The sequence below is a fragment of the Streptomyces sp. NPDC104307 genome, assembly GCF_055584045.1.
Genome location: NZ_JBVJMU010000005.1, coordinates 131884 through 144171, shown reverse-complemented (window position 1 = coordinate 144171; position 12288 = coordinate 131884). Strand labels below are relative to the sequence as shown.

Annotated in this window: 12 protein-coding genes; all 12 read right to left on the bottom strand. The window is 71.9% G+C overall.

From position 1 onward, the window contains the following. Window positions 1-90 precede the first annotated feature (90 nt). The gene (locus ACZ601_RS15790; RefSeq protein ID WP_311306948.1) at window positions 91-846 is read right to left on the bottom strand and encodes an SDR family oxidoreductase; all 756 of its coding nucleotides are present in this window, start codon (window positions 844-846) and stop codon (window positions 91-93) included. 20 nt (window positions 847-866) lie between these two features. Further along, entirely contained in the window at window positions 867-1628 is a 762-nt protein-coding gene (fabG, locus tag ACZ601_RS15785) for a 3-oxoacyl-ACP reductase FabG (RefSeq protein WP_073736284.1), read from the bottom strand. Between the two features lie 173 nt (window positions 1629-1801). After that, a complete protein-coding gene (locus tag ACZ601_RS15780; RefSeq protein WP_073736285.1) occupies window positions 1802-2185 on the bottom strand; it encodes a DUF3037 domain-containing protein in 384 nt (127 codons plus the stop codon). Then, complete coding sequence (locus ACZ601_RS15775) at window positions 2182-3033, bottom strand: HipA family kinase (RefSeq protein WP_440576441.1); 852 nt, start codon at window positions 3031-3033, stop codon at window positions 2182-2184. Before ACZ601_RS15775 ends, ACZ601_RS15780 begins: the two co-directional genes overlap by 4 nt. A 249-nt stretch (window positions 3034-3282) precedes the next feature. Continuing rightward, on the bottom strand, window positions 3283-3744 hold the full coding sequence (locus ACZ601_RS15770) for an SRPBCC family protein (protein ID WP_469537849.1): 462 nt from the start codon (window positions 3742-3744) through the stop codon (window positions 3283-3285). A gap of 187 nt (window positions 3745-3931) precedes the next feature. After that, entirely contained in the window at window positions 3932-5146 is a 1215-nt protein-coding gene (locus tag ACZ601_RS15765) for an acyl-CoA dehydrogenase family protein (RefSeq protein WP_469537846.1), read from the bottom strand. 13 nt (window positions 5147-5159) lie between these two features. Then, window positions 5160-5771: a flavin reductase family protein gene (locus ACZ601_RS15760; RefSeq protein WP_469537843.1), complete on the bottom strand. Its 612-nt coding sequence runs from the start codon at window positions 5769-5771 to the stop codon at window positions 5160-5162. A 156-nt stretch (window positions 5772-5927) separates the two neighbouring features. Continuing rightward, a complete protein-coding gene (locus ACZ601_RS15755; RefSeq protein WP_469537840.1) occupies window positions 5928-6770 on the bottom strand; it encodes an ABC transporter ATP-binding protein in 843 nt (280 codons plus the stop codon). Further along, window positions 6767-7561 (bottom strand): ABC transporter permease, encoded by a 795-nt coding sequence (locus ACZ601_RS15750; protein ID WP_469537837.1) that lies wholly within the window; start codon window positions 7559-7561, stop codon window positions 6767-6769. The genes ACZ601_RS15755 and ACZ601_RS15750 overlap by 4 nt, the downstream gene beginning before the upstream one ends. Beyond that, a complete protein-coding gene (locus tag ACZ601_RS15745; RefSeq protein WP_469537834.1) occupies window positions 7558-8415 on the bottom strand; it encodes an ABC transporter permease in 858 nt (285 codons plus the stop codon). Before ACZ601_RS15745 ends, ACZ601_RS15750 begins: the two co-directional genes overlap by 4 nt. Before the next feature lie 12 nt (window positions 8416-8427). Then, complete coding sequence (locus ACZ601_RS15740; RefSeq protein ID WP_469537831.1) at window positions 8428-9447, bottom strand: ABC transporter substrate-binding protein; 1020 nt, start codon at window positions 9445-9447, stop codon at window positions 8428-8430. Between the two features lie 413 nt (window positions 9448-9860). Beyond that, window positions 9861-12188, bottom strand: a complete 2328-nt coding sequence (locus ACZ601_RS15735; protein ID WP_469537828.1) for a LuxR C-terminal-related transcriptional regulator — start codon at window positions 12186-12188, stop codon at window positions 9861-9863. Between the last annotated feature and the right edge of the window lie 100 nt (window positions 12189-12288).

Here is a 12288-nt window from a genome sequence, read left to right as displayed (position 1 = left end):
GGCAGACCATACCGCAGCGCCCCACCGGGTCAATCCGCAGGCCCGGCGGGGCACTTGAGTCAATCAGGGCCAAACCCGCTCAGGCCGTTCTCAGCCAACGCCCGCGTTCAGGAAAATCCCGCCGTCGACCACCAGGGTCTGTCCGGTGATCCAGTCGGACTGTTCCGACGTGAGGAAGGCGGCGGCGCCACCGATGTCCTCGGGAACACCGAGCCGTCCCAGCGGGTAGGGCGCGGCCGCCTCCGCCTCGCGGCCCTCGTACAGCGCCTGGGCGAACCTGGTCTTCACCACCGCGGGGGCGATCGAGTTGACCCGCACGACCGGCGCGAACTCGTGCGCCAGCTGAAGGGTCAGGTTGATCATCGCGGCCTTGCTCATGCCGTAGGCGCCGATGAAGGGCGAGGCGGAGACGCCCGCCACGGAGGCGATGTTGACGATCGCCCCGCCGTTCTCCTTCTGCCACGCCTTCCAGGTCTGCTGCGCGAAGCCGAGCGCCGAGACCACGTTCGTCTCGAAGACCTTGCGGGCGACGTTGAGGTCGAGCTCGGCCATCGGCCCGAAGACCGGGTTCGTACCGGCGTTGTTGACCAGGAAGTCCACCCGGCCGAACGCCTCCATGGTGCGCTCGACGGCCACCGCCTGGTGCGCCTCGTCGTGCGCCTTGCCCGCCACGGCGATGACACGGTCGGAGCCGAGCGCCTCGACGGCCTCGTTGAGCGCGTCCTCGCCGCGTCCGGTGATGCACACGCGGTCACCCCGGGCCACGAGCGCCTGGGCGATGCCGTAGCCGATGCCCCGGCTCGCGCCGGTGATCAGCGCGACCTTGCCACTGTCCTGCACAGTCATGATGTCCGCAGCCCTTCGGGTCAGTTGAGCGGTCCGCCGGCGACGTACATGACCTGGCCGGAGACGAAGCCCGCGTCATCGCCCGAGAAGAAGGCGATGGCGTTGGCGATGTCCTCGGGGAAGCCGACGCGCTGCACCGGGATCTGGGTGGCGGCCGCGGCCTGGAACTCCTCGAAGCCCATGCCGACCCGGGCCGCCGTCTGCGCGGTCATCTCGGTGACGATGAAACCGGGGGCGACGGCGTTGGCGGTGATGCCGAACTTGCCGAGCTCCTTGGCCAGCGTCTTGGTGAAGCCCTGCAGGCCCGCCTTGACCGCGGCGTAGTTGGCCTGGCCCCGGTTGCCCAGCGCCGAGGAGGAGGACAGCGACACGATCCGGCCGAACTTCTGGTCCACCATGTGCTTCTGAACGGCCTTGGCCATCAGGAACGCGCCCTTGAGGTGCACGTTCATCACGGTGTCCCAGTCGGACTCGCTCATCTTGAAGAGCAGGTTGTCACGGAGCACGCCCGCGTTGTTGACGAGGATCGTCGGGGCACCGAGCTCGGCGGCGACCCGCGCGACGGCGGCTTCCACCTGGGCGCTGTCCGACACGTCGCAGCCGACGGCGAGGGCCCGGCCCCCGGCCGCGGTGATCTTCTCGACGGTGTCCTTGCAGGCCGCCTCGTCCAGGTCGAGTACGGCGACGGCGCGGCCCTCGGCCGCCAGGCGTACCGCGGTGGCGGCACCGATACCCCGTGCCGCTCCCGTCACGATGGCTACGCGCTGCTCGGTGGTGGACATGCTTGGTTCTCCTCGCCCTTGGATCGCGGCTCAGCGGACGTCAGGCACATTTCCCTGCGAAATGGTTCCCGATAACTGAGCAACCGCTTAGTACCTTCTCCGGTCGAGACGCTAGAAGGCCTGGCACCCGGTGTCAACGGCCCACGGACGCAGCGGCGCATGTCACACCGCGATCAGCGCACCAGAAGGTCGAGCAGCCGTTCCACCTCGGCCGCGGGGTCGGTGGTGAGACCGCTGTGCACGGGGCTCGGCTGGATGACGGTCGAGCGCGGGGCGATCAGCCAGCGGAAGCGCCGCCCGGCGTCGTCACCCGCGGCCTGGCCCGCCTCCGTACCGCCCCGGCAGATGCCCTCGACGCCGTGCAGCGCGGCGCGCACGCCGGTGACGTCGGCGTCGGGGTCCAGCGCCTTGAGCTTCACCTCGTCGAGTTCGGTGCGGGCGGCGACGAATCCCTTCGCCCGGCAGTAGACGACCACGCCGGCGTTGAAGAACTCGCCGCGCTGGACCCTCGGCACCACGCGCAGCAGGGCGTACTCGAAGACAACACGCTCAGTCACGGCCGGCCGCTCTCGTCGCTGTTCTTGGTGTCACGCCTCGGGGCGAGGCGTTCGGTGAGCCAGCCCGGGGCCTGGGACGGCTTGTCCGCGGTGGGCGCGTCCAGGGTGATCCGCTCGTGGATGGTCGCCGCCCGCGCGAGCAGCGCCTCCACGTAGGCGCGCCGGAGCTGATCGGTCGAGTCGAACCCGGGCTCGTCCACCAGCCACTCGTCGGGCACGTCGGCGGCGACCTCGGTGAGCAGTTCCTCCGTGACCAGCGGGGCGAGCTCGGCGGCGGCCGCGGCGATGTCGGGGGCGAAGGGGGCCAGTGCGTGGTCCGAGGCGTTGTAGGCCTTGGCGGCGGAGGCCTGGGCACCCGGCCAGTTGTGGTGCCAGATCATGGTGGCGCCGTGGTCGATGAGCCAGAGGTCACCGTGCCAGATCAGCATGTTCGGATTGCGCCAGGACCGGTCGACGTTGTTGATCAGCGCGTCGAACCAGACGACGCGCCCCGCCTCGCGCGGATCCACCTGGTACGCGAGCGCGTCGAACCCGAGGGAACCGGGGAGGAAGTCCATCCCGAGGTTGAGGCCACCGCTCGCCTTCAGGAGCTCCTGGACCTCCTGGTCGGGCTCGGCGAGACCGATGACCGGGTCCAGCTGCATCTGCACCAGATCGGGGACGCGCAGACCGAGCCGGCGGCCGAGCTGCCCGCAGATCACTTCGGCGACCAGCGTCTTGCGCCCCTGCCCGGCCCCGGTGAACTTCATGACGTACGTGCCGAAGTCGTCGGCCTCGACGATCCCCGGAAGCGAGCCGCCCTCACGCAGCGGCGTGACGTACCGGGTCGCAATCACCTCTTTGAGCATTTCCCAGGCCACCTGTCTCTTCAGCCTTGCAATCCGTGGAGGACTCCGGTGGGGCGCAAGGAAGGAACCGCCGGTTGGCGGCACTGGGGAGAACCTGGGAAGGCTCGGCCGGTGAGCCGTTCTCCCGCCCCCCGAGCGGACCGCCGACGGTGCCGCGCCCCTTGCCGCCGGCCTCCGGCGTGAAGTGAACATAGTAGCCGAGAGTGATCGACGGCGCGGAGTGCCGGATCGCGGACGGGCGAGTAGCTCCTACTCCACCGTCCGCGCCAGGATGCCGAGGGTCGCGCGCAGTCCGGCCTCGGGGATGACCGGGAAGATGCCCGCCTCCCGGTAGCGCTCGTCGATCTCGCTCCAGTCGTAGTACGACGTCACCAGCGTTCCCCCCGCTGCGGGCTCCAGCCGGTAGCCGTAGAGGTGTCGCATCGGGGGCTGCACCTGGCCGGAGATCGTCCACTCGATGAGGGTGTTCTGTTCGAACCGCGTGATGATCACGGTGACGTCGTACTTGCCGAGCGGGTAGTCGTTGAGCGACTCACGGTCCATGTGGACGACGAACTCGTCGCCGGCCGCGCGCACCGGTTCGCCGTCGGCGGACTGCAGCATCCCCGAACTGTCGATCGCCACGTGTCCCGAGGGGGCGCTCAGCAGGGCGAAGATCTTGTCGGGAGCCGCGGCGACATGGCGCCGCACTTCGAATCGGTCTGTCGTCATGCCGGTCAGCCTCGCACAGCCCGGCAGGGTGGCCGGGGTGGCGGCCGGAGCCGGAAGACGACGATGACGGCGGGGCGGGCCGCTCACCCCCCTTCTGTACCCGGATTGCTTACCCGCGCCGCCTGACGGCAGAGCCGAGGAGCGGTCAGCAACGGACCCGACCTGGCCGTACGTGGCGACGTTCGCGTCAGACCATGCGGCGGGTCTCCGGGGTCTGGAGGCCGAGGACGAATTCGGCGTGGCTCTCGAAGCCGGCCTCGGACATCACCCCGTGGGCGGAGATGGTGTTGAGGTCGCGGACGAGTTTGCCGAGGACCGAGGTCTCCAGGATCGCCGCGGCCCCGGCGTGCCGGAAGGCGCGGGTGACGACCTCGACCGCGGTCTTCGCGGCGAGCGAGGCCGTGGTCTGCATCCGGTCCAGGAGCGGGAGTTCCGCCCTCTCGCCCCGGCCGATGACCCGGTCGACCTCGGCCAGGGTCTCCATGGAGAGGCTGCGAACGGAACGCACCCGGGCGTCGAGTTCACCCAGCTCCCGCTGGAACCAGGTGAGTTCGGACAGGGCGGGCGGCCGGCTGAGGTTGATGCGGCTGCCCCGGCGGATACGGGGCGCGGCGTCGATGATCTCGTCGAGGGCCCGGCGGGCGGCGCCCAGGACCATGCCGGGGTGCATCTGGAGGACGTAGGGGACCATACCGAGCCGCGCCAGGGGGGTGTCCTCGCGCTGCCCGTAGCCCATCGGGTCGTAGATCATCTCGTCGGGTACGTGGACGCCTTCGACGGCGAAGCTGCTGCTGCCGGTCCCGCGCATGCCGAGGACCCGCCAGTCGTCGAGTACCTGGATGTCGGCCTTGGGCAGTACGGCGGCGCGGCGCACCGGGCGGCCCTCGGCGTCGTCGACGAGGAAGGTGGCGCCGACGTAGTCGGCGTGGTGGAGCCCGCTGACGAAGTCCCAGCGTCCGGTGACGCGGTAACCGCCCTCGGCGCGTTCGGCGCTGCCGGGCTTGAGTGAGGCGGCCTTGAGGGCGAGGTTGCCGGCGAAGAGCTTCCGGGCGGTGTCGGGGGCGACGACGGTGGCGAGTTCCCCGGCGCCCTCCAGGAGGATGGTGGCGGTCCAGGCGGTGGCGGGGTCGATGTGGCCGATCTTCTCGATGATCTCGAAGGCGGTCACGGCGCCGACCACGTTTCCGCCGAGGTCGTCGGGGGTCATGATGCCGAGCAGTCCGGAGGACCTGAGTGCGGCGGCGGACCGGTCGCTGAGCCGGCGCTGTTCCTCCGATTCGGCGGCGCCGAGGGTGAGTTCCTCGCGTATCTCCTCGACGGCGGCGAGGGCGTGGGCGCGGCGCGCGGCCGGCTCCGTGGGCCAGGCGGCCGTGGTGGCGGGCGTGGTGGCGTACGTGGTCATGGCGGTCCCGTTCTCAGGTGTGGGCGGTGTCGCGGCGGGTGTGCGCGGCGCGGAGGGCGCCGCGGCGTGGGGTGCTCGTGGTGGCGGCGGGCTCGATGCGTTCGTCCGGTGCGGGCAGCGCGCGGTGGGTGCCGAAGCGCCGGTTCTGGTAGGCGAGGGTCGGGGCCTCCCGGCTGCCGGCGGCGAGCACGGTGGCGAGCACGAGGACGTGGTCGCCGCCCTCGACAAGGGTGGTGGCCTCGCACTCCAGCCAGACCGGGGCCTCGCTGAGGCGGGGCAGTCCGTTCTCCTGGTGCCAGGGCACCGTGGCGAAGCGGTCGGCTCCGGATGTCGCGAAGGTGAGGGCGAGCTGGTGGTCCTCCGCGCCCAGCAGGCACACGCCGAGCCTGCCGGTGGCGTTGACCGCCGGCAGGAGACTGGAGCGCCGGTCGAGGGCGACGGTCACCATGGGCGGGTCGAGGGACAGGGACGCGAAGGCGCTCACCGTCACCCCGCAGGGGCTGCCGTCCTCGCGTCGGGCGGTGACCACGGTGACGGGTGAGCAGAGTGCGGCCATCGCGTCCTTGAAGTCCGCGGCAAGCGCGTGCCCTGCTTCGCACCGGTGCGGTTGGGCTGTGGCGGACATGGCGGTCCTCCCGTTCTTCGTCGGGCCGGTTCCCCGGGCATTGGGCCGGCGGCCTGTTCATCGTGGGGCGGGGGGCCCGGCCGGTTCATCCCCGGAACTCGGTATTCCGCGCGGACGGTGATGCGGGGGGCGCTACCGGTTGTTGGCCAGTTGCGGTCACCGCGCGGGTGCGGGCCTGCGGACGAGTCCGAGGACATGGGCGCGCAGTTCGGCGAAGGCGGGCATCAGTTTGGTGGCCAGCTGCTCGCGTTCGGTGCCCAGGTCCACGGGCACGATCTCGCTGACGGTGGTGGGGGCACCGGACAGGACGACGACGCGGTCGGCGAGGTAGACGGCCTCGTCCATGTCGTGGGTCACCAGGACGACGGTCATGCCGCGTTGCCGTTGCAGGCGAAGGGTGAGGTCCTCCAGGTCGGCGCGGGTCTGCGCGTCGACGGAGGCGAAGGGCTCGTCCATGACCAGCACCCGGGGGGTACAGGCCAGGGCACGGGCGATGGCGGCGCGCTGCTGCATGCCACCGGACATCTGCCAGGGATAGAGCCGCCCGGCGTCGGCGAGCCCGACGGCGGACAGCGCCTCCCCGGCCGCGGCCAGGCGTTCCGCCGCGCCGGTACCCCGGCGACGCAGGGGAAGCTGGATGTTGTCCAGGACGCTCATCCAGGGCAGCAGCGAGCGGGAGTAGTCCTGGAAGACGAGGGCGAGCCCCTCGGGCGGGGCGTGCACGGGGGCGCCGGCGAGCCTGACCTCCCCGGAGTCCGGGGCGAGCAGTCCGGCCAGACAGCGCAGCAGCGTGGTCTTGCCCGCGCCGGAAGGGCCGACGACGGTGACGAACTCGCGGTCGTGGACATCGAAGTGGATGCCGCCGAGTACCTGCCGGACCGTGTCGCCGCTGCCGTAGGACTTCGCTATGCCGTGTACTTCGAGGAGCGGGACTGCCCGCTCGGGGCCGGGAGCACCCTGGGGGTGGCCGGTGGCGGGGTGGGCTGCGGGTGCGGTCATGACGGGGTGTCTCCTTGTCCGGCGGCGCGCTGCCCGGTGTACCAGCGCAGCAGACGTGATTCGAGGGCGCGGAAGGCGAGGTTGCTCGCGTAGCCGAGGATGCCGAGCAGCAGGAGCGAGGCCCACATCTCGGGTATGTCGAAGGTGCGTTGGGACTGGAGCTGCAGGTAGCCGATGCCGTGGGTGGAGGCGGTGTACTCGCTGGCGACGATGAGGACCACGCCGAGGGCGACGCTGACCCGGGCGCCGGCCAGGATCTGGGGGGCGGCGCCGGGCAGGACGACACGCAGGAGGCGGTGCCCGCGCGGGAGCCGGTAGCTGTCGGCCATGGCCTCGACGGTCGGATCGAGGGACCGTACGCCGTCCACGGTGCCGAGCAGGATGGGCCATACGGTGCCGTACGCGATGAGCGCGGCCTTCATCCCGTCGCCGGTGCCGAGCAGGACGAGGGCGACGGGGACGAGGGCGATGCCGGGGACCGCGCGCAGGAACTCCAGGACCGGCCGAGTGGCGTCGTACAGCCGCCCGGCGCGGCCGAGGAGCAGTCCGAGGGCGATGCCGGCGAGTCCGGCGAGCAGGAGACCGGCGAGGAGGTTGAGGACGCTGGGCAGGGCGTCGGAGCCGAGCCGGTCGAAGAGCCACAGTTCCTTGAAGGCCCGCAGGATTCTGGGCAGCGAGGGGAGGAAGAAGGAGTGGTGTCGCACGCTGACCGCCCAGAGGACGGCGACCAGCAGGGCGGGCAGCCACAGTTCGTGGGCGGCGGCCCTCAGCAGCCGTGGGACGCGGTTCATCCTCGGGTCCCCTTTCGCTGGGCGGGCGCCCAGGGCAGGGCGAGACGTTCGGCGGTCAGCAGGAGGCTGTTGAGGGCGACGCCGAGCAGCCCGGCGACGACCAGCAGCGCGAACATGCGGTCGATGGCCCCGGCCTGCTGAGCGCGGGAGAGTTCGTTGCCGATGCCGGGCGCCGCGCCGAGGTACTCGCCGGCCGTGTTGAGCATGAGGGCGAGGACGGCGCAGTTGCGCACCCCGGTCACCAGGAAGGGGAGAGCGGAGGGCAGCACGAGGCGGCGCACCCGCTGGTGGGCGGGCAGCCGGAAGGTGCGGAAGGTGTCGGCGGCCACCGGGTCCACGTGCCGCACCCCGTCGATGGTCGCTGTCAGCAGGGGCCAGAGCGCTCCGGAGACGACGAGGACGAGTTTCATCGTCATCGTCGAGCCGAGCGTGAGGAGCAGCACCGGGCACAGGGCGACGGCGGGGATGGTGCGCAGGAAGTCGGTGAGCAGCCGGGTGCTGCGGGTCAGGAACCGTGAGGTTCCGATGAGCAGTCCGGCGGGCACGCCGATGGCCGTGCAGAGCAGCAGTCCGGCGCCCCAGCCGAGCGCGGTCTGCCCCAGGGCGTGCCAGAAGCCGCCGCTCCCGGCGATCGTGCGGAGCGCGGAGGCGGTGGCGCTCGCGGTGGGTACGGAGCTCTGCGGCAGCAGTCCCTGGCGTACGGCCAGCTCCCAGGTGAGCAGGGCGGCGACGGCGAAGCCGAGCTGGCTGAGGGGCCTGCCGTACGGGCGCGGGCCTCGGGCGGGCCGGTGCGAAGTGGTCCGGGCGGCGGGGGCGCCGGGCGGGGCGAGGGCCTGAGGCGGAGTGGTGGTCATGCGGTGCCTCCTTCAGCTCAGCAGCTTGTCGACGTCGACGGGTTCGGAGAGGAACCGGTAGCGCTCCATGAGGTCGATCCACACCTTGAGCGAGGAGCGGGGAGCGGCGGCGTCGAACACAGGGAGTTTCATCGTGGCGATGAGGTTCTTCGGCAGCGGGCTGATCGAGGGCAGTACCTTCCGAACTTCCGCGGGGTGGGTGGCGGCATAGGCGATGCCCTTGTCGAGTGCGCGCCTGAATCCGCGCACGATCTCCGGGTTCTTCCTCGCGAAGACGGAGGAGGTGGCCACAGCCATCTGCATGCCGTGCGGGGCTGCCTCGACTCCGGGGGACATCATGCGGACGGCGCCCTGGGCGAGGGCGGGGGTGTCGAAGGGCGAGATCGTGCTCATGGCGTCGATGCGTCCCTTGACGAGCGCGGCCGTCATGTCGGACAGCGGCATCTCCAGGATTTTGACCCTGTCGCTGTCGGCCCCGGCCAGGTCGAGCGCGGCGCGCAGCGCGACCTCTCCGCCGCCCTTGAGCTGGCCGACGGCGACGGTGCGCCCGTTGAGGTCGGCCGGCTCCTTGACCGGCCCGTTCTTCATGACCAGGAGTGCGCCGCTGTCGTCCTTCGGCCTGGGCGCGGCCTTGCTGACGCCGCCGATCACGTGGACGGGCAGCCCTTTCGCGTAGGCGGAGACCACTCCGGCGGTCTCGCAGAGGGCGAACTGATCGGTGCCGTTGATGAGGTTGGTGAGCAGGGCTCCGGCGCTCGTCGAGTCGGCCCGTGCGTCGATGCCCTCGTCCCGGAACCAGCCTTTGTCGACGGCGAGGGTGAAGGCGGCCGCGTCGACGACCGGGAGGTGCCCGACGTGCACGACGGCGAGCCCGTCGTGCCGGCTGAGTTCCTGTGCGGGCCCGCAGCTCACGAGAGCGCTGAGGGCGAGGACGGTCGAGGCGGCGGCGAGGACGCGGTGGCGCCGCCCGCGTCCGCTCCGGGTGGGCCGCCGGTGCGGGGTGGGAGGTATGAGGGGTGGCGGGAAGTCCATGTGGTGGTCCTTCGATCGACGCCGGCCGCCTTCCGGACCCCGGCAGGACCGGAGGCGGGAGAGGAGGCGGTACGAGGAAGTCGGGAGGTGAGTTCCGACAGACAGAGCGTGCTGCGCGGGCCTCGGGAGTGGCAATGACGAGAACTCGGGATTCCGGATGACCGCACGCGGACGGCCGCGTGTATCCGGCGTGAACGGATCGTCTCGCCCGTGTGTCCCCGGCGATGCCGCCGATGACCTGGCAAGAGGCGCGCGTACGGCGGTGCGGCGTGCCCGCGACGGGGTCGGGGCGCGGCTGTGTCCACCCCTTGTCCGTCACAGGAACTGGTCATGTTCCGGAAGCGGGGAACGGAGAGCGGGGGCACGGGAGGCAGCGGAACACGGGGGACGGGAAACCGCGCCTCCCGCCCGGGTCACTCCTCCAGGAGACCCGAGCGGATGGCGTGCGCGGTGGCCTCGGCCCGGCCGGAGACGCCGATCTTGCGGTAGAGGTTGCTGATGTGGCGGCCCACCGTCTCGATGCTGATGAACAGTTCGGAGGCGATGGCCCGGCTCGTCGCGCCGGAGGCGATGAGCCGCAGTACCTGGACCTCGCGTCCGGTCAGTCCGTCGGGGTGGCGTCTGCGTCGTTCCCTGCGCGGGCCGGGCGAGCCCTTCGCGGACAGCAGCGGCGGCACTTCGGTGAGGACGTCGCCCACGGTCAGCTCGGCCCCTTCGGCGCACAGTCGCTCGAAGACGGGCCGGGGCAGGTTCCACTCGACGCTGCTCAGGTCGATGGCGCGGGCCGGGAACTCGACCCAGCTGTCCAGGGTGAGCTGGGAGCGCACCGCCCGGGACAGACCCACAAGTCTCGCGGCGTAGGAGGTTTCGCCGAGGTCGTCGAGGCAGGCCGCGAGCCCTTCGAGACACCAGACGTAGCGCGGTCTGGCCCCGATACCCTCGACGAGCCGCAGGCTGTCGAGGTGGTGACCGGCGGCCGGCGCCGCCTCCCCCCGGGTGAGCCGGACGTCGGCCAGCAGGTTGAGGAAGACCGAGGCGTTCCAGTCGTCGCCGTTGCGCTGCGCGAGGGCGAGCCCTTCGCTGAGCAGCGCGACGGCCTGCACGTCGTGTCCCTCTTCGTGCAGCATCCTCCCCAGCTGCTGGTACGGGACGTGGGTCCAGGTGCTCTCGCCGAGTTCCCGGAAGCCCCGCACGGCCTCGTCCAGCGCGGTTCTGGCGAGTGCGCGGTGCGTCTCGGTGGCGGCGGCGGACGCCCCGAGCAGGCTCCGCGCGCGCGCCGCCCACCAACGGTCCCCGGCCGCGTCGAGGACGCCGATGGCCTCCCGGTACAGGGGCTCGGCGCGGTCGAAGCCGTGCGCCTCGAACTCGGCCGCGGCCAGATCGACCAGGGTCCGGGCCCGCGCGGTCGTCTCCCCGGCCTCCTGCCACCCGTCGGCGCACTCCTGGAGCGCGGGCAGCGCGTGGGCGTAGGAGCTGGACGCTCCGGTGAGCACGGCGTGAGCCTCGCGAGCCCGCAGCCGGGCGGCGCCGTCTCCCTCGGCCGGCAGCGCGAGCACCTCGTCGAGCAGGCCGATGCCCTCCCGTAGCCGGCCCCGGGCGAGCCAGGGGCCGCGCAGGGCGGCCGCCAGGTCGAGGGCAAGGCCGCCGGCGGAGTCGATGAGGAACCGGAGTGCCGCCCGCACGTCCGGCAGCTCCTCCTCGACCCGGCGGGCCCAGTTCTCGGCTGCGGCGCCGTGCTCCTCGTGCCCGTCGAGGACCCGTCCGCCGAAATGGCGGGCGTGCGCGCCGCGCAGGGCCTGGGCGGTCCGCGCTCCGGCGTCCTCGCGCAGCAGCCGACGCGCGTACTCGCGTACGACGCCGGGCATGCGGAAGGCGATGCCGGAGCTGCCGTCGGCGGAGGGAGCGGGGTGCAGCATGCCGTGGGCGACGAGCTCGCTGATGCCTTCCCACCTCGTCTCTTCCGTCTCCTCTTCCGCTGGGACGTCGGCGGGGACGTCAGCGAGGACGTCGGCGACCGCGGCGTACGCGAAACGGTCCTCGAACACGCTCAGGCGGGCGAGGAGTTGCTGGGCCGCCCGGGAGAGCGCGGTGACGCTGTCGTCCATGACCCGGCCCAGGCTGCGGTGCCGGTCGGGCAGATCGACGGCGCCTTTCATGCCGAGGGTCCAGCCCTCGCGCAGCCGCGCGAGGAGCGCCTGTGCGGGCAGGGCGGCGAGCTGCCGGGCCGCGATGATCAGCGCGAGCGGGTGCCCTTCGAGCAGGCGGCAGATCGCCGTGACCGTCTGCTCGTGCGCGTCGAGCCCGCCCTGGTAGGCGACCCGGCGCGCATGCCACAGGAAGAGCTCGCGGGCGGCGGCCCCGTCCGTGACGTCGAGCGGGCGGACGCGAAACAGATGCTCGTCGGTGAGCCTGCCGGCCGCGCGGCTCGTCGCCAGCACCGTGAGACGGGGATGCTCGGCCAGGAGGGTGCCGAGGGCAGGCGCGAGCGGCAGCACGGCCTCCAGGTTCTCGGCGAGCAGCAAGTGGGGGGCGGCGCCTTTGGCCGGGTCGGCGGGGAGTGCGTCGGTGAGGAGGGCGAGCGCCGCCTCGGGTCCGGAGGCCCCGGCGAGCTCCACGACACGGATGTCCGTGCCGCCCCGCCCCAACTCCTCGCACACCTGCCGCGCGAGCCGGCTCTTGCCGACCCCGCCGATCCCGACGAGCGTCAGCAGCCGCACCTCGGGATCTTCCAGAAGCCGCACCACCGGAGCGACGTCTTCACCACGACCACCAGCACCGTTCATCTCACCAGGTCCGCTCACAGGCTCCCCGTCATCGAGGCCCCAAGGCTCCGAGCAGGCA